Here is a 25,477-nt window from a genome sequence, read left to right as displayed (position 1 = left end):
GGAAGTGCCCAGTTGGGGCTGGACGTTATCAAGCCCTGCTAGTCCAGACAATAGCCGACGGGGAATCGGCACCGCCCTTGACAGGCGTCTTCACCGATGGGAATAGTGTTCTCCAAGGGGCAGAACCCAATATATTGTCCGGACAAAAATGCCAGGGGAAAGCAGGTCATGGAAGATCTCCTCGGGCTCGACGGTCGCATCGTGGTGGTCTCCGGCGCCGGCGGCGGCGGCATCGGCACGACCGTCACGGCGATGACGGCCCGCGCGGGTGCCACGGTGATCGCGGTCAGCCGGTCGAAGGAGAACCTCGACGAGCACGTCGTCCCGCTGGCGCGGCAGGGCCTCGCGGTCGTGCCGGTGGCGGCCGACGCGTCGACCGACGAGGGCATCGCCGCGGTGATCGAGCAGGCCCGGCGCGCCAACGGCAGCCTCTACGGCCTGGTCAACGTCGCCGGCGGGGCCGACCCGTCCACGTGGATGCCGTCGACCCGGGTGACGCGCGACGACTGGCGCAAGATCTTCACCGACAATCTCGAGACGGCGTTCTTCATGAGCCGCGCGGTGGCGGCCGAACTGGTCGCGGCCGAGCTGCCCGGGTCGATCGTGTCGATCTCCTCGATCAGCGGCATGAACACCGCGCCGTTTCACATCGCCTACGGCACCGCCAAGTCCGCGATCACGGCGATGACCCGCACCATGGCGCTCGAGCTGGCGCTGGCCGGAATCCGGGTGAACGCCGTGGCGCCGGGCGTCACCGAGACCGCCGCCTCCCGCGCCTACGTCGACGAGGACCCGGACCGGGACCGGCGGGCGATCGCGATGGGCCGGCGCGGACGTCCCGAGGAACAGGCCGGCGCCATCCTTTTCCTGCTCTCGGAGTTGTCGAGCTACGTCACCGGCCAGACGCTGCTCGTCGACGGCGGCCTCGACCTCAGATGGAGCCACCTCGGCGCCGACAACACCTCGCTGTTTCTCAAGGACGAATCCTTCCGCGCTGCCATCAGGAGGATGTGATGACCGACACCGAAGTCCAAGCGGCCGAAGAGCTTTCGAAGCCGATGACCATCGGCGTGGAGGCCTACATCAGCGAGGAGTATGCCCGCGCCGAGCGGGACCGGCTGTGGCGGAAGGTCTGGCAGCAGGTCGGCCGCGTCGAGGAGCTGCCCGAGGTGGGCAGTTACCTGACCTACGACATCCTGGACGACTCGATCATCGTGGTCCGCACCGGCGCAAGCGAATTCAGGGCACACCACAACGTCTGCATGCACCGCGGCCGCCGGCTGATCGACACCCCCGAGGGCGCGAAGAACGCGTGCGGGCGCACCCGCAAGTCGTTCGTCTGCGGGTTCCACGGCTGGACCTACGGCCTGGACGGGGCGTGCATTCACATTCGCGAGCAACAGGATTGGCGCGAGGCGCTGACACCGGACAACACCCACCTGCGGCCGGTCAAGGTCGACACCTGGGGCGGCTGGCTGTGGATCAACATGGACCCCGACTGCGAGCCGCTGGCCGACTACCTGTTCCCCGCCGCGAAGATCCTCGACCCGTTCGGGCTGGAGAACATGCGCTACAAGTGGCGCAAGTGGCTGGAATTCGACTGCAACTGGAAGGTCGCGATGGAGGCCTTCAACGAGACCTACCACGTGTATACGACGCATCCGGAGTTCAACAAGTTCGGCGAGTTCAAGGGCTGGGCGAAGGCGCAGGGCAAGCACAGCAACATCGGCTACGACGCCCCGGAAGACATGGAGGCCACCAAGTCCAAGATCCGCCTCGGCACCGGCGCCGACCCGCGCGTGTCGACCGCGGAGATGCAGGTGTACACGATGGAGGAGACCAACGCCACCACCACCCAGACCCTCGTGAACGCCGCCAAGCGACTGGTCGACGAATTGCCCGAGGGCACACCGGCCGACAAGGTCCTGGAGCACTGGCTCGCGTCGGCGCGCCGTGACGACGAGGCCCGCGGCGTCATCTGGCCGACCATTCCGTCGGACATCCTCGGCCAGGCCGGCACCGCCTGGCAGATCTTTCCGAACTTCCAGATCGGGCAGGGCCTGACCAGCGCGCTGTGCTACAGCGCGCGGCCCCACCCCAGCTACAACCCCGACAAGTGCATCTTCGAGGTGTCGGTGTTCGAGCTGTTCCCGAAAAGCCAAGAGCCCCGGACGGAGTGGGAGCATACCCCGGTCGGCGACCCCCGGTGGCGCTCGGTCCTGCCGCAGGACTTCTCGAACATGGCCGCCGTGCAGCAAGGGATGAAATCCCTTGGCTTCCCCGGCACCAAGCCCAACCCCTACCGCGAACGCAGCACCGTCAATCTGCATTACCAATTGTCGAAGTACATGGGTACCGGCGAACCGCAGGAGCTCACAGACAGATGACCATGTTCGAAACGTGCGGACCCACGCAGACGCCCGACGGCATCGACATCGAAGCGCTGCGGGAAAAGTACCTGTTCGAGCGCGACAAGCGGCTGCGCCCGGAGGGCTCGAAGCAGTACCTGGAACTCAAGGACGAGTTCGCAGACCTTTACGAGGTCGATCCCCACACGCCCGTGGCGCCGCGCGCGCCGATCGACGAGAACATCGACGTGGCGGTCCTCGGCGGCGGCATCGCCGGCCTGCTGGCGGGCGCGTACCTGAAGAAGGCGGGCGTCGACGACGTGCACATTATCGAGATGGGCGGGGACTTCGGCGGCGTCTGGTACTGGAATCGTTTCCCCGGAATCCAGTGCGACAACGACGCCTACTGCTACATACCGATGCTCGAAGAGCTCAATTTCATGCCGTCGAAGAAGTTCGCCGACGGCGCCGAGATCTACGAGCACTGCCGTCGCATCGCGAAGCACTTCGGGCTCTACGACGGCGCCATCCTGTCCACCCAGGTTCGCACGGTGCGCTGGGACGAGACGATCAAGCTCTGGCGGTTGACCACCAATCGCGGCGACGACATCCGCGCCCGGTTCGTGGTGATGGCGCAGGGCTCGTTCAACCGGCCGAAGCTCCCCGGCATCCCCGGCATCAAGGACTTCAAGGGACACATGTTCCACTCCGCCCGCTGGGACTACGACTACACCGGCGGGGACGCCAACGGCGGGCTGCACAAGCTGCACGACAAGCGCGTCGCGCTCGTCGGCACCGGCGCGACGGGCGTGCAGCTCGTCCCGCACCTGGGCCGGGACGCCAAGCACCTCTTCGTGTTTCAGCGCACGCCGTCCTCGGTGGACGTGCGGGGCAACGAGCCCACCGACCCGCGGTGGGTGGCGTCGCTGCGGCCCGGCTGGCAGGAGGACCGCAAGCGCAACTTCCACCGCTGGTCGCCGTTGGGGGAGGGGGCGGTGTTCGACGAGCCCGATCTGGTGTGCGACTTCTGGACGGAGCTCGGGCGCAACCTGACCGCGCGGATCGCGGCGTTCGACGATCCCACGTCGCTGACCATCGAGCAGATCATGGCCATCCGCGAGGAGGAGGACTACAAGGTCATGGAGCGGCTGCGGCGGCGGGTCGCGGACCTCGTCGAGGACCCGGAGACCGCCGAGGCGCTCAAACCGTACTACCGGTTCATGTGCAAACGGCCGTGCAGCAACGACGAATACCTGCCCACGTTCAACCGCCCGAACGTCACGCTGGTCGACGTGTCGGAATCCAAAGGCGTGGAACGGCTCACCGAGAACGGGATCGTCGCGGGCGGCGTCGAGTACGAGGTCGACTGCGTCATCTTCGCCAGCGGTTTCGAGATCACCACCGACATCAGCCGCCGCTACGCGATCGACGCGATCGAGGGCCGCGACGGCCTGTCGCTGTTCGATCACTGGCGCGACAGCTACAAGTCGCTGCACGGCATGACCAGCCGCGGCTTCCCCAACCAGTTCTTCACCGGCTTCATCCAGGGCGGCGTCGCGGGGAACACCACCGCAATGCTCGAGCAGCAGACCGAACACATCGCCTACATCATCTCCGAGGCGATGGCGCGCGGCGCGACCACCGTCGAGCCCAGCCAGCAGGCCCAGGACAACTGGGTCAAGACGATCCGCGAAACCTCCGTGGACGCCACGGAATTCGCCGTCTCCTGCACGCCCGGCTATTACAACAACGAGGGCGGCGGTGGCGGCGAGGGCATCCGCTCGGCCATCGGCGACCCGTACATGCCGGGCTTCTACGTGTTCGACGACATGCTCAAGGCCTGGCGCGCCAACGGCGACCTCGACGGTCTGGTCCTCGGGGATGACTGACTTGAACTCCTTGAACTTCGACGGCCGGGTGGCGGTCGTCACCGGAGCCGGCCGCGGGCTCGGCCGCTCCTACGCCCTGCTGCTCGCGTCCCGGGGCGCGAAGGTCGTCGTCAACGACGCGGGGGGAGACCTCGCCGGCGACGGCACCGATCCCGGCCCGGCCCGGGACGTGGCGCGCGAGATCGCCGCCGCCGGTGGGCAAGCCGTCGCCAGCATCGACTCGGTCGCCACCGCGGCCGGCGGCAGGGCCATCATCGACGCGGCGCTCGACGCCTACGGGCGCGTCGACATCCTCATCCACAACGCCGGAATCGTGCGCTACGCGCCGCTGACGGAGATGAGCTACGAGGACTTCGACGCGGTGCTGGACGTCCATCTGCGCGGCGCGTTCCATGTGCTGCGGCCCGCCTTTCCGGTCATGTGCGACGCCGGGTACGGGCGCATTGTGCTGACGTCCTCGATCGGCGGCCTGTACGGCAACCACAACGTGGCGAACTACGCGGCCGCCAAGGCCGGCGTGATCGGGCTGTCGGACGTCGCGGCGCTCGAGGGCGCCGCCCACGGCGTGACATGCAATGTGATCGCGCCGGCCGCGGTGACGCGGATGGCCGCCGGCATCGACACCTCGGCGTACCCACCGATGGTCCCGGAGCTCGTCGCGCCCACGGTGGGCTGGCTCGCGCACGAAACCTGTTCTGTGACAGGGGAGGTGTTCATCGCGCTGGCGGGCCGGGTGGCGCGGGCGGTCATCGCCGAAAGCCCCGGCGTGCATCGGCCCGCGTGGACGGTCGAGGATGTTGGCGGGCATCTCGACGCGATCCGCGATGCGTCTCATCCCGTCGTCTTCCCCGTCGTGCCGGACGGCCACGGCGACCACATCCGATACAGCTTCTCGATGGCCGCCCAAGCCGCTCAGGGGGCGGGCCATGCCTAGCTCGGTTCGCGCTCAATCCCTTCGCCGACCGTGGGTGAAACGCACGAAATTCGCGGAGAATTCGTGCGTATCCCCCACGCTCGCCGGGGCCGGCGGCCGGGGCGTGCTGCATGGCTGACTCGAGAACGGGGCCGCTGGCCGGCGTGCGGGTGATCGACCTCACCGCGATGGTGATGGGGCCCTACTGCACGCAGATCATGGCCGACATGGGTGCCGACGTGATCAAAGTCGAACCGCCGCAAGGTGATAACACCCGCTACATCTCGGTCGGTCCCGCGCCGGGGATGAGCGGCGTGTTCGTCAACGTCAACCGCGGCAAGCGCAGCGTCGTCCTGGACCTGCAAACCGACGCCGGGGCCCGGGCGCTGCGCGCGCTTGTCGAGACCGCCGACGTGTTCGTCCACTCGATGCGCGCCAAGGCGATCGCCAAGCTCGGCTTCGCCTACGACGACGTCGCCGCCATCAACCCGGCGATCGTCTACACCAACTGCTACGGGTACGGGCGCCGCGGACCCGACCGCGACCGGCCCGCCTACGACGACACCATCCAGGCCGAATGCGGCCTCCCGGCAGTGCAACAGCAACTCACCGGCGAGGCCGACTACGTCGGAACGATCATGGCCGACAAGGTCGCCGGGCTGACCGCGCTGTACGCGACGACCATGGCGCTGTATCACCGGGAGCGCACCGGTGAGGGCCAGGAGGTCGAGGTCGCCATGTTCGAAACCATGGCCTCGTTCATGCTCGTCGAACACGCCAACGGCGCGCTGTTCGACCCGCCGCTGGGGCCGGCGGTGTATCCGCGCACCGTGGCGCCCAACCGCCGCCCGTATCGCACCAGTGACGGCCACATCGCCGCGCTGATCTACAACGACAAGCACTGGGAGGCCTTCATCGGCGCCGTGCGGCCGCCGTGGGCCAGTGAGCTGTATTCGACGCTGGAACAGCGCGCACGCCAGATCGACACCGTCTACGGGCTGGTCGCCGAGACGATGAAACAGCGCTCGACCGCAGAGTGGCTGGCGCTCTTCCGAGAACTCGAGATACCGGCCGCACCGCTGAACACGCCCGGCGCGCTGTTCGACGACCCGCACCTGAACGCCGTGGGCATGTTCGAGACCGTGGACACCCCACACGGGCCGGTGCGCTTCCCGGGCGTGCCCACCTGGTTCTCCCGGACACCGGGACGCGTCGCGGGCCCGGCGCCGGAGCTGGGCGCCGACACCGCGGAAGTGCTCGCCGAAATTGGGGCGAGCAGTCCCCCGCAAGCGGGAGGTGCCCCCAGCAAAAGCACCCGAAATACCCTGTCAGAGGGTGCTTTTGCGTCTGCTCGCGAGGGAAGGGACTTTTGACCATGGCCGTGCCCGTCTACAAGCGCATCCTCGACCTGTTCGAGGCCGAGGGCGTGAACACCTTGTTCGGCATCCCGGACCCGAACTTCGTGCACATGTTCGCCGAGGCCGACGCCCGCGGGTGGTCGGTGGTCGCGCCGCATCACGAGCTGAGCGCGGGCTTCATGGCCGAGGCGGCATCGCGGATGACGGGCAAACCCGGACTGTGCATCGGCACGCTGGGCCCGGGCATGGCCAACATCGCCGGGGCGATTCAATGCGCGAAGGTGGAGAATTCACCGGTGATCTTCCTCGGCGGTCAGCGGGCCCGCATCACCGAGCGCCGGGTCCGGCGCGGTCGCATCCAATTCGTCCGGCAGGAGCCGCTGTTCGCGCCGTCGGTGAAGTACAGCGCCTCCATCGAATACGCCGACCAGACCGACGAGATCATCCACGAGGCGATCCGCCGGGCCATGTCCGGCACACCCGGCCCGGCCTACGTCGAGTACCCGTCGCACGTGATCCTCGAGGAGCTCGACGTGCCGGATCCGCTGCCGCCCAACCGGTACCGGCTCGTCAACCAGACCGCGGGCGAGCGCGAGGTGGCCGAGGCGGCGAGGCTGATTCGGGCGTCGAAGAGCCCGATCCTGTTGGTCGGCCACGGCGTCCACACGTCGCGCACCGGCGCGGCGGTCAAGGAGTTGGCCGACCTCATGGCCTGCCCGGTGATCCAAACCTCCGGCGGCACGTCGTTCATCGACGGTCTCGAGGACCGCACCTTCGCCTACGGATTCTCGCCGGCGGCCGTGGAGGCGGTGGTCGAGTCCGATCTGTGCGTCGCGCTGGGCACGGAGCTCGGCGAGCCCAGCCACTACGGCCGGACCCGTCACTGGGCGCAGAACGACGCGAAGCGCAAATGGGTTCTGGTCGAGCAGGATCCGGCGGCCATCGGCGTCAACCGCCCCATCGACGTCCCCCTGGTCGGTGACCTGCGCGGGGTGGTGCCCCAGCTGGTGGAGGCGCTGCGCGAGACCCCGAGAACGCCGTCGGCCGATCTCGACCGGTGGATCAAGTCGGACGCGGCGGAGCTGGCGCAGCTCGCCGAGAACGCGCCGACGGGCCGGACGCCGGTGCACCCGGCGCGGTTCGTCGTCGAGGCCACCAAAGCGTTTCCGAAGGACGGCATCTTGGTCCGCGACGGCGGCGCGACCGTCATATTCCAGTGGACCTACTCACAAGCCAAACCGCGCGACGTCATCTGGAATCAGAACTTCGGCCATCTCGGCACCGGCCTGCCGTACGCGATCGGCGCATCGGTCGCCGAGGGCGGCAAACGCCCGGTGATGCTGCTGACCAGCGACTCGGCGTTCCTCTTCCACATCGCCGAGCTGGAAACCGCTGCACGGCAAAATCTTCCACTGGTATGCGTGGTGGGTGTCGACCATCAGTGGGGTCTCGAGGTGGGCGTTTACAAGCGCACCTTCCCCCAGCCGTCGCCGCAGCCGGGGGTGCATTGGAGCAAGGACGTCCGCCTCGACAAGGTCGCCGAGGGCTTCGGCTGCCACGGCGAGTACGTCGAGAAGGAGGACGAGATCGGCCCGGCGATCCGACGAGCCTACGCGAGCGGCAAGACGGCCGTCGTGCACGTCTGCATCGATCCGAAGGCCAACTCCGAGGAGATGCCCAAGTACGACGAATTCCGCACCTGGTATGCCGAAGGAACCCAGTAACGAGAAGGTGATGTCATGCGCGAATACCTGAAGTTCTACATTGACGGGCGCTGGGTGGACCCGGCGCGGCCCAACACGTTTGACGTCGAGAATCCGGCGACCGAGCAGGTCTCCGGGAAGATCTCCCTCGGCTCGGCCGCCGACGTGGACGCGGCGGTCCAGGCCGCGCGGCGCGCGTTCGCCGGCTGGTCGCTAAGCAGTCGCGAACAACGCCTGGACCTGCTGCAGGCGATCCTTGCCGAATACGGCAAGCGGTCGGGCGATCTCGCCGACGCGGTCACCGAGGAGATGGGCGCCCCGCCGTCGCTGGCCGCCGGCCCGCAGGTGCAACTCGGGCTCGGCCACCTGATGACCGCGATCGACGTGCTGAAGAACTTCCAGTTCGAGGAGCAGCACGGGGAGACGCTGATCGTCAAGGAGCCGATCGGCGTCTGCGGGCTGATCACGCCGTGGAACTGGCCGCTCAACCAGATCGCGTGCAAGGTTTACCCGGCGTTGGCGACGGGCTGCACCATGATCCTGAAACCGTCTGAGGTGGCGCCGTTCTCGGCCTACGTCTTCACCGAGATTCTGGATGCCGCGGGCGTGCCGGCCGGCGTGTACAACCTGGTCAACGGCGACGGCCCCGGCGTCGGTGTGGCCCTGGCGGGCCATCCCGACATCGACATGGTGTCGTTCACCGGATCCACCCGCGCCGGCATCGAGGTGGCCAAGAACGCCGCCCCGACGGTGAAACGGGTGACCCAGGAGCTCGGCGGCAAGAGCCCCAACATCGTCCTCGACGACGCGGGCTTCGCCGACAGCGTCCGCGCCGGCGTGGTCAACATGATGCCGAATTCCGGGCAGAGCTGTAACGCGCCGTCGCGCATGCTGGTGCCGAATTCGCGCATGGACGAGGCGATCACGATCGCGCGCCAGACCGCCGAGCAGGTGAAGGTGGGCAGCCCCGACGACAAGACCGCGATCGGGCCGGTGGCGTCGAGGGCACAGTTCGAGAAGGTTCAGCGCCTGATCCAGCAGGGCATCGACGAGGGCGCGACCGTCGTCGCCGGTGGCCCGGGCCGGCCGGCGGGGCTGGACACGGGCTACTACGTCAATCCGACGGTCTTCGCGAACGTCACCAACGACATGACGATCGCGCGCGAGGAGATCTTCGGGCCGGTGCTGTGCATCCTCGGCTACGACGACATCGATCAGGCCGTCGAGATCGCCAACGACACCGATTACGGCCTGGCCGGCTACGTCTCGGGCGCCGACCTCGACAAGGCGCGCGAGGTGGCCCGCAAGATCCGCGCCGGCTGGGTGACGATCAACCACGCCTTCGACTTGAACGCGCCGTTCGGCGGTTACAAGCACAGCGGCAACGGCAGGGAGTGGAGCGAGGCCGGGTTCCACGAGTACTTGGAGGTCAAGAGCACCTTGGGCTATGCGCCCCAGAAGGGATGAGACACGGATGTTTTCGGCAGTTTTGATCGAAAAGGGCTCGGAAACTGGGGCGGCGCAGACGGTCGGGGTCACCGAGCTGGACGAGGCGCAGCTGCCCGACGCGAACGTCGGCATCGACGTCGAGTACTCCACGCTGAATTACAAGGACGGCCTGGCGATTACGGGTAAATCGCCCGTGGTGCGGAAGTTCCCGATGGTGCCCGGAATCGATCTGGCCGGCGTGGTGACCGACAGCAGCCACGCCGACTGGAGCAAGGGCGACCGCGTGGTGCTCAACGGGTGGGGCGTCGGCGAGACGCATTGGGGCGGGCTGGCCCAGCGCGCCCGGCTCAACGGTGACTGGCTGATCCCCCTGCCGCCGGAGTTCACCACCCGCCAGGCGATGGCGATCGGCACCGCCGGCTACACGGCCAGCCTGTGCGTGGATGCCCTGCTGCGACACGGGGTTTCGCCCGAGCAGGGCGAGATCCTAGTGACCGGGGCGACGGGCGGCGTCGGCAGCGTTGCGATCGCGTTGCTGAGCGCGGCCGGGTTCAAAGTCGCCGCGGCGACCGGAAAGTCGTCGGAGGAGAAGTTCCTGCAGCAACTCGGCGCCGTGACGGTGCTGGACCGCGCCGAATTCGGCGCGGCCGGCAAGCCGTTGCAGAAGGAGCGATGGGCGGGCGTGGTGGACACCGCCGGCAGCCACACCCTCGTCAATGCCTGCGCGCAGACGCGGTACGGCGGCGCGGTCGCCGCCTGCGGGCTGGCCCAGGGCATGGACTTCCCGGCGACGGTCGCGCCGTTCATCCTGCGCGGCGTTTCGCTGCTCGGCATCGACAGCGTGATGGCGCCCAGGGAGCGGCGCCTGGCCGCCTGGCAACGGCTGGCGCGCGACCTCGATCCCGGTGCGCTGGATTCCATCGCCCGCGAGATCGGGCTGGGCGAGGCGATTCCCGCGGCCGGGGAACTCATGGACGGCACGGTGCGCGGCCGCATCGTCGTCGACGTCAACCGCTGAGGAGAGCGCTGATGGCCGAGCTCGATTTGTCCGACGTCGATCACCGGGTCGGCAAGCCGGTCGGCGGTGGGCAACTGTGGGACCCGTGCAGCTCGTCGGACATCCGGCGGTGGGTGATGGCGATGGACTACCCCAACCCGCTGCACTGGGACGAGCTGTTCGCCCGCGACTCGAAGTTCGGCGGCATCGTGGCGCCGCAGTCCATCGCGGTGGCCCTGGACTACGGGCACGGCGCGGCGCCCGCGTGCGTGGGCCACATTCCGAACAGCCACTTGATCTTCGGTGGGGAGGAATGGTGGTTCTACGGCTGCCCTGTGCGGCCCGGCGACAAGTTGTTCCAGGAGAGGCGGTTTCACGACTACAAGGTGACCGAGACCAAGTTCGCCGGCCCGACGATGTTCTCGCGCGGCGACACCGTCCACACCAACCAGCACGGCACCCTGGTGGCGCGCGAGCGTTCCACCGCGATCCGCTACCTCTACGAGGAGGCGACCAAGCGCGGGATGTTCGAAAACCAGCTCGGTGACATCAAACGCTGGACCCAAACCGAGCTCGAGGAAGTCGAACGGCTGCGGCGCGAGTGGCTGGAGTCCAACCGCTTGGGTGTGTCACCGCGCTTCGACGAGGTGAAGGTCGGCGACACGCTGCCGCGCCGGGTGATCGGTCCGCACAGCATCGCCAGCTTCACCACGGAGTACCGGGCGTTCCTGTTCAACATCTGGGGCACCTTCGGATGGGTCGCGCCGCCCGGCATCGAGGATCCGTGGGTCTATCAGGATCCGGGCTGGGGCAAGGACTTCGCGTTCGACGAGGAGGACGCGAAGATCGACCCGCGCAAGCGCGACGGGCTCTACGTCGGCCCGTCGCGCGGGCACATCGACGCCGACCGGGCCAGCGAGGTCGGGATGGCTCGCGCCTACGGGTACGGCGCGACGATGGGCGCATGGTGCACCGACTATCTGGCGTACTGGGCGGGCCACGACGGCATGGTGCGCCACTCCAGGGCCGACTTCCGGGCGCCCGCCTTCGAGGGTGACGTGACCTATTTCGACGCCGAGGTCGTCGACAAGCAACCGGAATCGACCTGGGGTGTGCCCCTCGTGCAGGTCAAGCTGCGCCTGACCAACCAGAACGGCGACATGCTGGTGGGCTGCACGGCCGAGGTCGAACTGCCGTTGTAGACGGTTGTAGCCATGGCCGACGAGACGGATTCGGAAGCAGCGCACCGCCTTTCGATAGTGACCGGGCCGCCGCTGGCGGATGAGCCCGGGCTGGGGGCGCTCACCCTGCCCGGTTTCCTGCGCGAGGTGACGCGGGCGTACGGCGAGCGGGAGGCGCTGGTGTGTCGCACCGCCGCCGGCGTGGTCCGCTGGACGTACACCGAGCTGTGGGAGCGCGCGATGCAGGTGGCGCGCGCGTTGCGCGCGTGCGGGCTGGGCAAGGACGGCCGGGTCGGCGTGTTGATGACCAACCGGCCGGAATGGCTTGCCGCCGTGTTCGGTACGTCCCTGGCGGGCGGGGTGGCCGTCACGCTCAGCACGTTTGCCACGCCGTCCGAGCTCGACTACCTGCTGCGGGCCTCCGCCGTTTCGGTGCTGCTGTTCGAGCGCAGGGTGCCGTCGAAGGACTTCGCCGCCATTCTGGCCGGGCTGCAACCGGCGCAGTACCCGTTCCTGCGCCGACTGGTTTCGGTCGGCGAGCCCGCGCCGGGCATCGAAACCTGGGACGAGTTCCTGGCGTCCGGTGACGGCGAACCCGGCGAGCTCGTCGAGGCGACGGCCGTGGCGACACAGCCCAGCGATGCGGCCGTGCTGTTCTTCTCGTCCGGCTCCACCAGCAAGCCGAAGGGCATCCTCAGCGCGCATCGCGGGGTGTGCATCCAGCTGTGGCGGTTCCGGCGGATGTACGGGTTCACCCCCGACGATCACGTCCGCGGCTGGACCGCCAACGGATTCTTCTGGTCCGGCAATTTCGCGATGGTGCTCGGCTCGACGCTGGCCAGCGGCGGGGCCCTGGTCCTGCAGTCGACCTTCGACGCCGCCGAGGCGCTCGAGCTCATCGCCGTCGAGCGGGTGAACTTCCCGTTCGCCTGGCCCCACCAGTGGGCCCAGCTGGAAGGCGCGCCCAACTGGGACAGCGTCGATTTGAGCAGCGTGCGGTTCGCGGACTACAAGACCCCGATCGCGCACCATCCCACCGTTTCGGGCGAGTGGCACGAGCCGGGCCACGCCTACGGCAACACCGAAACATTCACGATCACAACGGGTTACCCCGCCAACACCCCGCCCGAGGTGCACGCGGACAGCTTCGGGGTGGCGCTGCCCGGCGTGACGCTGAAGATCACGGATCCGCTCACCGGCCGCGTCGTCGCGTGCGGCGAGGCCGGCGAGATCGGCGTCAAGGGGCCCACCCTGATGCTCGGCTACATCGGCGTCCCGCTCGACGAGACGCTCGACGCCGAGGGCTTCTTTCCCACCGGCGACGGCGGCTACCTCGACGACGCCGGCCGGCTGTACTGGCAGGGCCGGCTCACCGACATCATCAAGACCGGCGGCGCCAACGTCTCGCCGCGCGAGGTCGACGAGGCCCTGATCGCACACCCCGGTGTCAAGGTGGCCCAGACCGTCGGTGTTCCGCACCAAACGCTCGGCGAGGTCGTCGTCTCCTGCGTGGTGCCGCACGACGGCGTGGCCCTGGACACCGAGCAGCTGCTGGCCTTCCTGCGGCAACGACTGGCGAGCTACAAGGTGCCGCGCCATCTGCTGTTCTTCCGCGAGGACGAGGTGGCGGTCACCGGCAACGCCAAGATCAAGGCCGGTGAGCTTCGCGAACTGGCCACCAAGCTGCTGGCCGGTAGGTGAGCCAAAACCCTTGCGTGTCTTCGCGTGTCTTCGCCTGGATCGGGCGGCGCCGCCTCTAAGCTTGCTGAGATCACGAGGAGGGGCAACGACGTATCGGCAGCAACTACGGCGCCGGGCGAGGTCAGGGCGCGCTAAAGGCGAGCGCTGAGCCGGGCGGGACGAACCCCGCGCCGGCGCCTTCTGCTCGGCGCCCCCGATGGGTCGCACCCGTGCGACGCACCGGCCGGCTGGCGATTTGGGATCAACCGGAACAGCGCGGCGGCATACCCGCCCTGGACGGGCTTCGTGCGATAGCCGTCGCGCTGGTGCTCGCCGGGCATGGCGGCATCCCCGGGGTGATCGGCGGGTTCATCGGCGTCGACGTCTTCTTCGTCCTCAGTGGGTTCCTGATCACCTCGCTGTTGCTCGACGAGTTGCGGCGCAGCGGCCGTATCGAGCTGACCGGCTTCTGGATTCGCCGCGCGCGGCGGCTGCTGCCCGCGCTGGTGCTGATGGTGCTCACCGTGGGCGCCGCCCGCGAACTCCTGCCCTACCAGGCCCTCACCGGGCTGCGGGACGACGCGATCGCCGCGTTCCTGTGGATGGCGAACTGGCGGTTCGTGGCCCAAAAGACCGACTACTTCACGCAGGGCGCCCCGCCCTCGCCCCTGCAGCACACCTGGTCGCTCGGGGTCGAGGAGCAGTACTACTTCGTCTGGCCGGTCCTGCTGATCGCGGTGACCGTGCTGCTGGCGGCGCGGGCCCGGCGCTACTTCATGCGGGCGACCGTGGGCGGGGTCCGCTTCGCCGTCTTCGTGATCGCCACGCTGGGGGCGCTGGCGTCCGCCGCGGCCGCCATCGTCTTCGTCTCCGACAGCACGCGTGACCGAGTCTATTTCGGCACCGACACCCGCGCGCAGGCGCTGCTGATCGGCTCGGCGGCGGCGGCCCTGCTGGTCCGGGATTGGCCCTCGCTGAACCGCGGCTGGTGCATGATCCGGACCCGGTGGGGGCGCCGCGTCGCCCGCCTGCTGCCGTTCGCCGGGGTGGCGGGCCTGGCCGCCGCCACCCACTACGCAACCGGCGACGTGGGTGAATTCCGCCACGGTCTGCTGATCGGGGTGGCGGTCGCGGCCGTGTTGGTGATCGCCCCGGTGGCCCTGGAACAGCGCGGCGTGATCGCGCGCATCCTGGCCGCGCCGCCACTGGTGTGGCTGGGCACCATCTCCTACGGCGTGTACTTGTGGCACTGGCCAATCTTTTTGGCGCTCAACGGCGAACGCACCGGATGGACCGGGCTGCCGCTGTTCGCCGCCCGGTGCGCCGCCGCGGTGGCCGTGGCGGCCGCGTCGTGGTGGCTGATCGAGCAGCCGGTCCGGCGCTGGGCCCCGGCGCGGGTGCCGTTGCTGCCGCTGGCGGCCGCCACGGTGGCCAGCGCCGCCGCGATCACGCTGTTGCTGATCCCGGTGGGAACCGGGCCCGCGCTGCGGGAAAACGGGCTGCCGCCGGGCGTCTCGGCCGTCGCGGCGGTTTCGCCGTCGCCGCCGGGCACCGGCCACCCGCGGCCGCGGGATCCCAACCGGCCGTTCACCGTTTCGGTGTTCGGCGATTCGATCGGCTGGACCTGGATGCACTACCTTCCGCCGACGCCCGGATTCGCCTTCCGCGACCACACCGTCATCGGCTGCAGCCTGGTGCGCGGCACGCCGTACCGCTACATCGGCCAGACGCTGGAGCAACGGCCCGAATGCGACAGCTGGCCGGCCCGCTGGTCGGCCCAGGTCAACCAGGACCAGCCGGACGTCGCGCTGCTGATCATCGGCCGCTGGGAGACCGTCGACCGGGTCAACGAGGGACAGTGGACCCACATCGGCGATCCGACCTTCGACGCGTACCTCAACGGCGAACTCGAGCGGGCCCTGAACATCGTGAGCTCCACCGGGGTTCGCGTGGTGGTGGCGACCGTGCCCTACAGCCGCGGCGGCGAAAAGCCGGATGGCCGGCTGTACCCGGAGGACCAGCCGGACCGGGTCAACCAGTGGAACACCATGCTGCGCAACACGGTTGCCCACCATCCCAACGTCGCGATCCTCGACCTGAACAAGAAGCTGTGCCCGGACGGCGTCTACACCGCCAAGGTCGACGGGATCAAGGTGCGCAGCGACGGCGTCCACCTCACCCCGGAGGGGGTGAAGTGGCTGACGCCGTGGCTGGAGGAATCCCTGCGGTGATCGTCAATCGTCGGTGCGGCAGCTGATTTCCATGCTGTCGCTTTCCCGGACCGCGAAATTGAAGCTGGTGTAGCCGTTTTCGGGATTGCGCACGAGGTCGAGGTAGGGCCCGGTGTCCGCCGCGCTGGTGTTGTCGGCGACGATCAACGCGCCCGTCGGCAGCCGCGGTTCGAGCAGCTTGATCACCGGTAGGTACAGGTCCTTCCAACCGTCGAGCAGGACGAACCCGACCGGTCCGTCCACGCCCCGCAGTGTGCTGAGCGCGTCCCCCTCGAGGATGGTGATGACGTCGTCCAGTCCAGTCTCGGCGAAGGTCTTCTTCGCGGCGGCGATCTTCGTGCCGCTGAGCTCGGTGGTCACCACCCGCCCGGTGCAGTTGTCGCGCACCGCCGCCGCAAGGTGAATGGCCGAGACGCCGAAGGACATGCCGAACTCGACCACCGTGGCCGGGCGCGTCGCGCGCACCAGCGCGTAAAGCAGTCGGCCGGCCTCGGGGGTCACCGGGATGTAGAACTCGCTCATCGCCTCCGCGCGTTCCGCGGCCGTCATCGGCCGGTCGAACTGGTCGCGCCGCTCACGCAGCAGCGACATCTGCTTCTTCGATTCGGCGTACATCCGATCGAGCACGGTGGAGACCCGGGGATCCCGCAATGTTGTGGCCATGTCCTCGAGGGTAGCCACGACGGCGTAACGAAACCGCTAATGAGTTTGACGAGCAGCGGACCGCGTGCCAGCATGGACGGGCAAGCACCTCGGTAGGTGAGGCGTCTGCATGGATACAGGCCACTGACCCCGAACGTCGAGAGACGCCCCGGGTCAGGACAGCTCTTCCCGGCTCAAGGGTTGAGCCCAAGTGGCTTCCGGAGATCTTCCGGATACGCCGTGCAGTGCCGAAGCTCCGACGAGAGGGGTGCGACCGGCGTCATTGGCGCCGGTCATCGCCTCTTCCGTTCAGGTGAAACGTGATGGCACCCGTGCGTGTCCCGGCCGTGAGGAGGTGAGGGCGAGATGAGTCCCGGCGATAGTCCCTATCCGAAATCCGTCTTGTCCCGATCCGGTTCCGGCACTCTTCGCACCGCCTGAACTTCACGAGCACTCGCGGGCCCCGCGCCGTCGATGGCGCGCCGCCACGCACGCTCGGGCGCCGTTGAATGTCACGAGCCGATCGGACCCGAAAGAGGTGACGATCATGGCTTTTGTTGTTGCACACCGTGTTTCCGGTGTTACCAGGTTGCGTGGGCGGTCGATGCTGCGTGCGGGCCGCCAGCTGATGGGCAGGTTGTGCGCGGGGCGCGCGCTGACGCCGCAGGAGCGCGCCAACCTGTACGTCTCACGGATGCCGATCGCGATGGTCACCGCCTCGCTGGGCGGACACCCGTCGGACCGTGCCGACACCCGCCGGTGATCCCATGACCTCGATCTCGGCCCAGCAGCGCGGCGTGAACGCGTCCGGGCCGGCCGTGCTGGATTCCGCGCACACCGGCGACATCGTCGGCGCGTTCGGCCGCATCCGGCGGGACGGCACCGGCGCGTTCGGTGGCCGCTGGCGCCGCCTGCGGACCCTGATGGTCATCACCGGCCCGGGACTCATCGTGATGGTGGGCGACAACGACGCCGGCGGCGTCGCGACCTACGCGCAGGCCGGGCAGAACTACGGGATGGGCCTGCTGTGGACGCTGGCGATGCTGATTCCGGTGCTGTACGTGAACCAGGAGATGGTGCTGCGGCTCGGCGCGGTGACCCGGGTCGGGCACGCGCGGCTGATCTTCGAGCGCTTCGGCAAGTTCTGGGGTGCCTTCAGCGTCGGTGACCTGCTGATCCTCAACGCCCTGACCATCGTCACCGAATTCATCGGTGTCTCACTGGCATTGGGCTTCCTGGGCTGCCCGCGGATCGTTGCGATCCCGGCCGCCGCCGCGCTGCTGTTCGCCGTGGTGGCCGGGGGCTCGTTTCGGCGCTGGGAGGCGCTGATGTTCCTGCTGATCGCGGTGAACATCCTGATCGTCCCGATGGTGCTGCTGGTGCACCCCTCGGTGACGGCGAGCGCCGGCGGGCTGATGCCGCAGTTCCCGGGCGGGCTCAACTCCACCGTGCTGCTGCTGGTCGTCGCGATCGTGGGCACCACGGTGGCGCCGTGGCAGTTGTTCTTCCAGCAGTCCAACGTGGTCGACAAGCGCATCACGGCACGCTGGATTCCTTACGCGCGAGCCGATTTGGTCATCGGGATCATCGTCGTCATGGCCGGGTCGACCGTGCTGATGGCGGTGGCAGCGTTCGGATTGGCCGGCACCGCCGACGTCGGCCACTTCACCGACGCGGGCGCCGTCGCGTCCGCGCTTTCCCAGCACGCCGGCCGCGCGGTGGGAGTGTTGTTCGCGATCATCCTGCTGGACGCATCGCTGATCGGCGCCAACGCGATCGGGCTGGCCACCACCTACGCCATCGGCGACGCGCTGGGCAAGCGGCACTCGCTGCACTGGAAGATCGGCGAAGCCCCGTTGTTCTACGGCGGCTACGCATTCCTGCTCGCGGTGTCGGCGGCGGTCGCGTTCAGCCCGGACCACATCCTGGGCCTGGTGACCCAGGGCGTGCAGGCGCTCGCCGGCGTGCTGCTGCCCTCGGCGACCGTGTTCCTGGTTTTGCTCTGCAATGACCGGACCGTGCTGGGGCCGTGGGTGAACACGGTGCGGCAGAACATCATTGCGTGGACCATCGTGTGGTCCCTGGTGCTGTTGTCGCTCGCGCTGACGGCGACGACGTTCTTCCCGCGCCTGTCCACCGCCACCATCGAGGGCGGGCTGGCGGTCGGCGCGGTGATCGGCATCGCCGGCGGCGCCGCCGTGATCGTCGCCGGCCGGCGGTATAACGACCTGCGCGACGCGGAGGCCGTCGTGCGGACGCTCGGGGGTGGGCTGGATCCCGAAGACGTCGACGAGCTCGACGACACGCCGCTGCTCACCCCCGCCGAACGGCGCGCGGTGCGCCGGCAGGACCGGGAGAACTGGCAGACGCCGAACCTTGCCGTCCTGCCCCGCGCGACCATGTCGCCGAGCCGCCTGGCGGCACTGTTCACGCTGCGCGGCTACCTGGTGGTGGCCGTCGCGCTGGTCGTCGTCAAGGTCGTCCAAACCGCCATCGCCTGAACGGTATTCGCGCGACTACGGCGAACCGTTGGGCAGCAGAACGATCTTGCCGTGGGTATGGCGGCGCTCGAGTTCCTCGAACGCGTCGGCGACGCGGTCCAGCGGATAGGTTGCGGCGATGTCGAATTCGATGGCGCGGGTGGCGACCAGGTCGGCCATCTCGGCGAGCACTTCCGGTGTGGAGGCCTCCGCGCTGCCCTCGGTCTTGGCGCCGATCTCGCCCGCCTTCTGGAACGAGATGATGGTGTCGATCCGTTCGGGCGGCACGCCCAGGTCCACCGCGAGCTGGACATAGTCCGGGCCGAACAAGTCGATGAAGGCGTCGATTCCGTCGGGCGCGGCCTCGCGCAGCCGGTCGGCCAGGCCGTCGCCGTAGGGGATCGGGACGACGCCGTGCGCGCGCAGCCAGTCGGCGTTGCGGGGCCCCGCGATGCCCAGCACCCGCGCCCCGCGCAGGACCAGTAGCTGCACGACGAGGCTGCCGACCCCGCCCGCCGCCGCCGAAACGGCGACCGTTTCCCCCGGTTGGGGCGCGACCGCCCGCACGGCGGCGTACGCCGTCACCCCCACCACGTACAGCGAACCCGCGACCTCCCAACTCAATTGGGGCGGCTTGCGGATCAGCTGACCGACGGGAACGGCCGTGTGGGTGGCGTGGCTGGATCGCCGGAGGCTGAAGCCCAGCACCTCGTCGCCGACCGCGAACTCGGTGACCCCGGGTCCCATCGCGGTCACCACCCCGGCGAGGTCGCTGCCCTCGCCGGACGGAAACGTGGCGGGGAACATCTCGTGCAGCGCACCGACCCGGATGCCCGCCTCGCCGGGATTGATCCCGGCGGCACGGACTTCGACCACCACCTCGCCGGGTCTCGGCGACGGCATGTCAATGTCCGCCACGTACAACACATCACGGCCCCCGTAGCGGTCGAACCGCACGGCGCGCGCCGTCGCAGCCGTCATCTCGATCTCCTTCGCAGGCGAATCGAACCCCGCTGCGGCTGCAAGCCCCCACCGGCTCCGACCGTCAGGCCACGACCTCGATGGGGTCGCCGATGTTCACGTTGTTGAAGTACCAGGCGGCGTTGTCCGGGCTGAGGTTGATGCACCCGTGGCTGACGTTGGCGTGGCCCTGCGAGTCGACCGACCACGGGGCCGAGTGCACATAGACACCGCTCCACGTGACGCGCACCGCGTACGACGCGGTGATCTTGTATCCGTCGGGGGAACTCAGCGGGATGCCGATGGTCCGGGAGTCCATTACCACCGTGCGCTCCTTGGACAGCGCGGAGAAGTTGCCGATCGGCGTCGGGCGGGACGGCTTGCCCATGGACGCCGGCATCTCGCGGAGCACCTCGCCGTTTCGGCTGACGGTGAAGGTGTGCGAGGAAAGGCTGGCGACGCCGAGGAACGCGTCACCGGTGTCGAAGCCCGTCGTCAGCGCCTGCACCCCCACCGAGACGTGGCTGTGGGTGGGCCAGTAGCGGTTCGGAACCCACTGCACGACATTGTTGTCGACCCATTCGAAGTGTCCCGGCACGTTACTCTGCGAGGTGACGCGGATGGTCCGTTCGGCGGCAACGCGATCGGTGACGGGCGCGGTGAACGTCACCACCACCGGGTGCGCCACGCCCACCACCGCGCCGTCGGCCGGCAAAACCTGGGCAACGGCGGGAATCGGTTGGGGCAGCGGGACCGCGGCGACGCTGCGGGCGCCGCTGCCCAGCACGCCAAGGCCCGTGATCGCCACCATAACGAACAGATAACGAACCGTACGGCGCATGGCCTCCGCCCTTCGAGATGGTGCGATCAACACAACGGTATTCTACTGACGATCTACCCGTTACGGGTTTTAGCAAACAATGGCGGCCCGTCGGGCCGTCACGATAACGATCCGATTACCTGTTGAGTTCGGTCCCGTCACGAGGGCGGGCGGCGAGGGAGCGGCATGACGGCAAACGATCGCTACACGCGTCCCATGGCGCGCTCGGCCGCGCTGGTGCTGATCGACGTGCAGCGGGATTTCCTGGACATCCCCGGGCACGACGCCGCGATGCCGGTTGCCGGCACGCACGCGGCGATCCCGGCAATGGCCAAGCTGGCGACGGCCTTCCGCGGACGCGGCCTCCCGATCGTGCATGTCGTCCGGCTGTACCGACCGGACGGGTCCAACGTGGACGCGGTGCGGCGGGAGGCGGTGGAGCGGGGTGCGCGGATGGCCGTGCCCGGCAGCGCCGGCTCGCAGATCGCCCCCGAGTTGTTGCCCAAAGTCGTTGAGCTGGACCATGAATTGCTGCTGGCCGGGGGCTTGCAGCGGATCGGCGCCGTCGAACACGTGATGTACAAGTCGCGGTGGGGCGCGTTCTACGCCACCGGTCTCGAACGGCACCTGCGCGAAAGCCGGGTTGACACACTGGTTTTCGCCGGGTGCAACTTTCCGAACTGCCCCCGAACGTCGATCTACGAGGCGTCCGAACGCGACTTCCGGATCGTGCTGGTTTCCGACGCGATGTCCGGCCTGTATGACCGCGGCGTCCAGGAATGCCGTGCCATCGGGGTGGACGTGCGAACCCTGCCCGAGACGCTGGATTGGCTGGTCTGCTAGCGGTGCTCTTCCGTCAACTGGGGATCACCCGCCGGCGTTGACCGGTGGCGGTGTGGCCGCGCTGGCGGGGTTGCGGTTCGACAGGTGACCGCTTTCCACGCCCGCCGCCGGGTCGAGTTCGCAGTCGATGACCGACGGGCCGGCCGAGGCGAGCGCCTCGGCCAGCGCCGACCGCAGCTGCGCGGGCGTGGCGACGTGATATCCCTTGCCGCCGAACGCCTCCGCGATCAGCTCGTGCCGCGCACCGGCGTTCAGCACGGTGGGTGCCGGGTCGCTGCCGGCGGCCGATTCGCTGCCGCGGTAGACGCCGCCGTTGTTCAGGATCACCACCGTCACCGGGAGCCGGTACCGGCAGATGGTCTCGACTTCCATGCCGGAGAAACCGAACGCGCTGTCGCCCTCGATCGCGACGACGGGCCCGCCGGTTTCGACCGCGGCGGCGATGGCGTAGCCCATCCCGATGCCCATCACGCCCCAGGTGCCGGTGTCGAGCCGGTGCCGCGGCACCTCCATGTCGATGACGTTGCGGGCCAAATCGAGCGCGTTGGCTCCCTCGTTGACCACATAGACATCCGGCTGATCCCGGAGCACGGCGCGAATGGCGCCGAGCGCGCCGTAAAACCGCATCGGGTGCGTCTCCTCGGCCAGGCGCCGGCGCATCTTCGCGTCGTTGTCGGCCCGGCGCTCGGCGAGCTCGCCCGTCCACTCCGCGGGCACGGCGATCGGCCGGGCGGCCAGGCCGTCGCGCAGCGCCGCCATCACCGACCCGATGTCGCCGGCCAGCGGCGCCGCGATCGGCTGGTTGCTGTCGAACTCCGATGCCGCGATGTCGACCTGCACGAACTTGGCGTCGGCCGCCCAGGGCGGCGAATCCCCCTGGCCGAGTAGCCAGTTGAGCCGCGCCCCGACCAGCAGCACCGCGTCCGCGCGGGCGAGGGCCAGCGAGCGCGCGGCCGCGGCGGACTGCGGGTGCGAGTCGGGCAGCAGTCCCTTGGCCATGGACATCGGCAGGAACGGGATTCCGCTGGCCTCCACGAACTCTCGGATCGCGCCGTCGGCCCGCGCGTACGCCGCGCCCTTGCCCAGCACGACCAGCGGTCGCCGCGCCCCCGCGAGCACGTCGAGGGCGCGGTCGACCGCGTCGGGGGCCGGCAGCTGGCGGGGTGCGGGGTCGACGACCCGCCAGATCGTGTCCGCCGCGGCGGAAGCGTCCATGGCCCGGCCCAGGATCTCGCCCGGAATGTCGAGGTACACCCCGCCCGGGCGGCCGGAGACCGCGGAGCGGATCGCGCGCGCGACGCCGCGGCCGATGTCCTCGACGCGGCCGATCCGATACGCCGCCTTCGCGAAAGGCCTTGCGGCGCTGAGCTGGTCGAGGTCCTGGTAGTCACCGCGCTGCAGGTCCACGGCCGCGCGGTCGCTGGACCCCGAGATCTGGATCATCGGGAAGCAGTTCGTGGTGGCGTTGGCCAGCGCGGGCAGGCCGTTGAGGAAACCGGGCCCGGACGTCGTGAGGCACACCCCGGGCCGCTGGGTGAGAAACCCGGCGGCCGCGGCCGCGTTGCCCGCCGAGGCCTCGTGCCGAAACCCGATGTAGCGGATGCCCGACGCCTGCGCGGTGCGGGCCAGGTCGGTGATCGGGATGCCGACGATCCCGTACACGGTGTCCACGTCGTTGGCCCTGAGGGCGTCCACGACGAGGTGGAAGCCGTCGGTCAAGCGTGCCGAAGCGGTGGTCATGGTGGCGGCTCCTCTCGCGTGCCGTGTCACCACTGTGGTCCACCGGCCCCGCGGGTGTCCAAGACGTTCGATAGCCGACGATTATCCGGCGTGCGCGGCTGGGTATTGGACGAACGGGCAACCGGCGCGGCATGGTGCGATGAGGTGCGTTGGTCGCACAAGGGACAGCGGAGGGAGCGTGGCGATGACGTCCGACCAGTTCACGGCGAAACCGCCCGGCGAATCCGCGGACCCGCGCGTCGCCGACCTGGTCGAGGCCGCCGCGTCCCGGCGCCCGGACGCGCCGGCGCTCGTGGTCACCGCCGACCGGACACCGATCGGCTACCGCGACCTGATGCGGCTGGTTGACGACCTGGCCCGGCGGCTGAAGCTGGGCGGTCTGGCCGCGGGCGACAGGGTCGCGCTGCGCGCGGCCAGCAACGCCGAATTCGTCGTCGGGCTGCTGGCGGCGTCGCGGGCGGACCTCGTCGCGGTCCCGCTGGACCCGGCCCTGCCCGTCGCCGAGCAGCGCGCCCGGTGCGAGGCCGCCGGCGTGCGGGTGGTGCTCGTCGACGACGGCCGCGGCGCCGGCGACGACGCGGAACCGGCGCTGCGGTGCTGGCCGGTCGCGGTGACCGCCCGAAACGACTCCGCGGAGGTCGGCCTGGACGCGGCCGCGGCGCCGGCGCGCGGCGTCTCGACGCCCCAGGGCCTCCGCGACGACGACGCCATGATCATGTTCACCGGCGGCACCACGGGCGTGCCGAAGATGGTCCCCTGGACGCGCGGGAACATCGCCGGCTCGGTGCGGGCCATCGTCGCCGGCTACCGGCTCGGCCCGGGGGACGCGACCGTCGCGGTGATGCCGCTGTACCACGGCCACGGACTGCTCGCCGCCCTGCTGTCGACGCTGGCCTCCGGGGGCACGGTGCTGCTGCCCGCGCGGGGGCGTTTCTCGGCGCACACGTTCGCCGACGACGTCGACGCCGTCGGGGCCACCTGGTACACGGCGGTCCCGACGATTCACCAGATCCTGCTGGAGCGCGCCGAGCCCGGCCGGCCCGCAAGCCGGCGAGCCGCGTTGCGATTCATCCGCAGCTGCAGTGCCCCGCTCACCCCGGAAACGGCGCAGGCGCTGCACAAGGAGTTCTCGGCGCCGGTGGTGTGCGCGTTCGGCATGACCGAGGCGACGCACCAGGTGGCCACCACCGGCATCGATGACACCGAAAACCCCGCGGCGACAACGGGTCTCGTCGGGCGGTCGACGGGGCCCGAAATCCGCATCAGCGGACCCGACGGACGGCCCCTGCCCGCCGAGGCCGTCGGGGAGGTTTGGCTGCGCGGCCCCACCGTGGTGCGCGGCTACCTCGGCGACCCGGCGATAACGGCGGCCAACTTCACCGACGGGTGGCTGCGCACCGGCGACCTCGGATCCCTTTCGGCGACGGGCGAATTGACCATCCGCGGCCGGATCAAGGAACTGATCAACCGGGGCGGCGAGAAGATCTCGCCGGAGCGGGTGGAGGGCGTGCTGGCCGGCCATCCCGGCGTCATGGAGGCCGCCGTGTTCGGCGTGCCGGACAAGATGTACGGGGAGACCGTGGCGGCGGTGATCGTGCCCCGCGAGCCCGCCGCGCCGACCCCGGCCGAGCTCGCGGTGTTCTGCCGCGAGCGGCTGGCGGCGTTCGAGGTGCCCGCGGAGTTTCAGGTGGCCGCCGAATTGCCGCACACCGCAAAGGGTTCGCTGGACCGCCGCGCCGTCGCCGAACAGTTCGGCCGCAGGGCCTGAGCCGAGGCGGCCGAGGCGGTGGTTCCCCACGCGGCCCGCGCACCCGATTCGCCGACGCGATAGCTCTGCACCAGCGTCGCCACCGCGGCCGCGATCACCAGCAGCCCCAGCACGGCGTGCAGCGCGAACTTCACCGTGCGCCCGCGCGCCTGGCGGACGTGCACGCCGGCCAGCACGATCACGGTGGCCGCCAGCGCCGCCACCAGGTAGATCAGCGTCTCGCCGAGTTCCTGGTGCTTGCTGATCGCGGGGGAGGGACCGAGCTTGTCGCGCAACCACATTCCCGAGCCGGTGGTCAGCGGGGTCAACACCAGGGTGACCACGGCCAGCAGCAGCACCAGCCAGATCAGCCGTCGCCGCGCCGCGGGCCACAGCGCGCACAGGATCGCCAGGATCGCCGTCAGCGGGCCCAGCACCACGACGAAATGGTTGAGCAGGATGTGCGCCGGGAGCCCGTTGACCGTCGTCATGACGA

Annotated in this window: 20 protein-coding genes and 1 riboswitch; of the genes, 15 read left to right on the top strand and 5 right to left on the bottom strand. The window is 69.3% G+C overall.

The genetic code is table 11. The annotated features are described in order from the left end of the window. Nucleotides 1-168: 168 nt before the first annotated feature. The 11 genes from AC5Y6X_RS15425 to AC5Y6X_RS15375 all read left to right on the top strand — a co-directional run bounded on the left by AC5Y6X_RS15425 (nucleotide 169) and on the right by AC5Y6X_RS15375 (nucleotide 15,749). On the top strand, nucleotides 169-1,014 hold the full coding sequence (locus AC5Y6X_RS15425; protein ID WP_499987303.1) for an SDR family NAD(P)-dependent oxidoreductase: 846 nt from the start codon (nucleotides 169-171) through the stop codon (nucleotides 1,012-1,014). Further along, nucleotides 1,014-2,387: an aromatic ring-hydroxylating oxygenase subunit alpha gene (locus AC5Y6X_RS15420; RefSeq protein WP_499987301.1), complete on the top strand. Its 1,374-nt coding sequence runs from the start codon at nucleotides 1,014-1,016 to the stop codon at nucleotides 2,385-2,387. Before AC5Y6X_RS15425 ends, AC5Y6X_RS15420 begins: the two co-directional genes overlap by 1 nt. Beyond that, complete coding sequence (locus tag AC5Y6X_RS15415; protein ID WP_499987300.1) at nucleotides 2,384-4,237, top strand: flavin-containing monooxygenase; 1,854 nt, start codon at nucleotides 2,384-2,386, stop codon at nucleotides 4,235-4,237. Before AC5Y6X_RS15420 ends, AC5Y6X_RS15415 begins: the two co-directional genes overlap by 4 nt. 1 nt (nucleotide 4,238) lies before the next feature. Continuing rightward, nucleotides 4,239-5,171: an SDR family NAD(P)-dependent oxidoreductase gene (locus AC5Y6X_RS15410; protein ID WP_499987298.1), complete on the top strand. Its 933-nt coding sequence runs from the start codon at nucleotides 4,239-4,241 to the stop codon at nucleotides 5,169-5,171. A gap of 134 nt (nucleotides 5,172-5,305) precedes the next feature. Continuing rightward, on the top strand, nucleotides 5,306-6,523 hold the full coding sequence (locus AC5Y6X_RS15405; RefSeq protein ID WP_499987707.1) for a CaiB/BaiF CoA transferase family protein: 1,218 nt from the start codon (nucleotides 5,306-5,308) through the stop codon (nucleotides 6,521-6,523). 2 nt (nucleotides 6,524-6,525) lie between these two features. Beyond that, nucleotides 6,526-8,232 carry a thiamine pyrophosphate-binding protein gene (locus AC5Y6X_RS15400; protein WP_499987296.1) on the top strand — a complete coding sequence of 569 codons (1,707 nt, stop codon included), beginning with the start codon at nucleotides 6,526-6,528 and terminating at the stop codon, nucleotides 8,230-8,232. Between the two features lie 15 nt (nucleotides 8,233-8,247). Beyond that, nucleotides 8,248-9,678, top strand: coding sequence for an aldehyde dehydrogenase family protein (locus tag AC5Y6X_RS15395; RefSeq protein ID WP_499987294.1), 1,431 nt, complete (start codon nucleotides 8,248-8,250; stop codon nucleotides 9,676-9,678). A 7-nt stretch (nucleotides 9,679-9,685) separates the two neighbouring features. Next, the gene (acuI, locus tag AC5Y6X_RS15390) at nucleotides 9,686-10,678 is read left to right on the top strand and encodes an acrylyl-CoA reductase (NADPH) (protein ID WP_499987293.1); all 993 of its coding nucleotides are present in this window, start codon (nucleotides 9,686-9,688) and stop codon (nucleotides 10,676-10,678) included. 11 nt (nucleotides 10,679-10,689) lie between these two features. After that, complete coding sequence (locus AC5Y6X_RS15385) at nucleotides 10,690-11,859, top strand: FAS1-like dehydratase domain-containing protein (RefSeq protein WP_499987290.1); 1,170 nt, start codon at nucleotides 10,690-10,692, stop codon at nucleotides 11,857-11,859. Nucleotides 11,860-11,871: 12 nt separating this feature from the next. Further along, nucleotides 11,872-13,539: a class I adenylate-forming enzyme family protein gene (locus AC5Y6X_RS15380; protein ID WP_499987288.1), complete on the top strand. Its 1,668-nt coding sequence runs from the start codon at nucleotides 11,872-11,874 to the stop codon at nucleotides 13,537-13,539. A 209-nt stretch (nucleotides 13,540-13,748) separates the two neighbouring features. Further along, entirely contained in the window at nucleotides 13,749-15,749 is a 2,001-nt protein-coding gene (locus AC5Y6X_RS15375) for an acyltransferase family protein (protein WP_499987286.1), read from the top strand. 3 nt (nucleotides 15,750-15,752) lie between these two features. Here AC5Y6X_RS15375 and AC5Y6X_RS15370 read toward each other — a convergent pair whose 3' ends face one another. Then, entirely contained in the window at nucleotides 15,753-16,412 is a 660-nt protein-coding gene (locus AC5Y6X_RS15370) for an O-methyltransferase (protein WP_499987284.1), read from the bottom strand. A gap of 81 nt (nucleotides 16,413-16,493) precedes the next feature. After that, a riboswitch (M-box (ykoK) riboswitch) is annotated at nucleotides 16,494-16,666 on the top strand. Between the two features lie 272 nt (nucleotides 16,667-16,938). On the opposite strand from AC5Y6X_RS15370, the gene AC5Y6X_RS15365 reads away from it, so the two are divergent. Both AC5Y6X_RS15365 and AC5Y6X_RS15360 read left to right on the top strand, forming a co-directional pair. Then, nucleotides 16,939-17,154, top strand: a complete 216-nt coding sequence (locus tag AC5Y6X_RS15365) for a hypothetical protein (RefSeq protein WP_499987746.1) — start codon at nucleotides 16,939-16,941, stop codon at nucleotides 17,152-17,154. Nucleotides 17,155-17,158: 4 nt separating this feature from the next. Further along, nucleotides 17,159-18,892, top strand: a complete 1,734-nt coding sequence (locus AC5Y6X_RS15360; protein ID WP_499987282.1) for an NRAMP family divalent metal transporter — start codon at nucleotides 17,159-17,161, stop codon at nucleotides 18,890-18,892. Between the two features lie 15 nt (nucleotides 18,893-18,907). Here AC5Y6X_RS15360 and AC5Y6X_RS15355 read toward each other — a convergent pair whose 3' ends face one another. Then, nucleotides 18,908-19,852 carry an NADP-dependent oxidoreductase gene (locus AC5Y6X_RS15355; protein ID WP_499987280.1) on the bottom strand — a complete coding sequence of 315 codons (945 nt, stop codon included), beginning with the start codon at nucleotides 19,850-19,852 and terminating at the stop codon, nucleotides 18,908-18,910. Between the two features lie 64 nt (nucleotides 19,853-19,916). Further along, complete coding sequence (locus AC5Y6X_RS15350; protein ID WP_499987279.1) at nucleotides 19,917-20,672, bottom strand: L,D-transpeptidase; 756 nt, start codon at nucleotides 20,670-20,672, stop codon at nucleotides 19,917-19,919. A 165-nt stretch (nucleotides 20,673-20,837) separates the two neighbouring features. Here AC5Y6X_RS15350 and AC5Y6X_RS15345 point away from each other — a divergent pair, with 165 nt between their 5' ends. After that, the gene (locus AC5Y6X_RS15345; RefSeq protein WP_324675433.1) at nucleotides 20,838-21,494 is read left to right on the top strand and encodes a cysteine hydrolase family protein; all 657 of its coding nucleotides are present in this window, start codon (nucleotides 20,838-20,840) and stop codon (nucleotides 21,492-21,494) included. A gap of 24 nt (nucleotides 21,495-21,518) precedes the next feature. Here AC5Y6X_RS15345 and oxc read toward each other — a convergent pair whose 3' ends face one another. After that, entirely contained in the window at nucleotides 21,519-23,234 is a 1,716-nt protein-coding gene (oxc, locus tag AC5Y6X_RS15340; protein ID WP_324675432.1) for an oxalyl-CoA decarboxylase, read from the bottom strand. Nucleotides 23,235-23,418: 184 nt separating this feature from the next. On the opposite strand from oxc, the gene AC5Y6X_RS15335 reads away from it, so the two are divergent. Beyond that, the gene (locus AC5Y6X_RS15335; RefSeq protein ID WP_324675429.1) at nucleotides 23,419-25,002 is read left to right on the top strand and encodes a FadD7 family fatty acid--CoA ligase; all 1,584 of its coding nucleotides are present in this window, start codon (nucleotides 23,419-23,421) and stop codon (nucleotides 25,000-25,002) included. Here the strand turns inward: AC5Y6X_RS15335 and AC5Y6X_RS15330 are convergent. Further along, entirely contained in the window at nucleotides 24,918-25,472 is a 555-nt protein-coding gene (locus tag AC5Y6X_RS15330; RefSeq protein WP_499987277.1) for a DUF2231 domain-containing protein, read from the bottom strand. The genes AC5Y6X_RS15335 and AC5Y6X_RS15330 overlap by 85 nt on opposite strands. Nucleotides 25,473-25,477: the final 5 nt, after the last annotated feature.

This window comes from Mycobacterium sp. NGS26 (genome assembly GCF_059813025.1).
The sequence above is the reverse complement of the archived record's forward strand: the minus strand, read 5'-3'. Positions and strand labels throughout refer to the sequence as shown.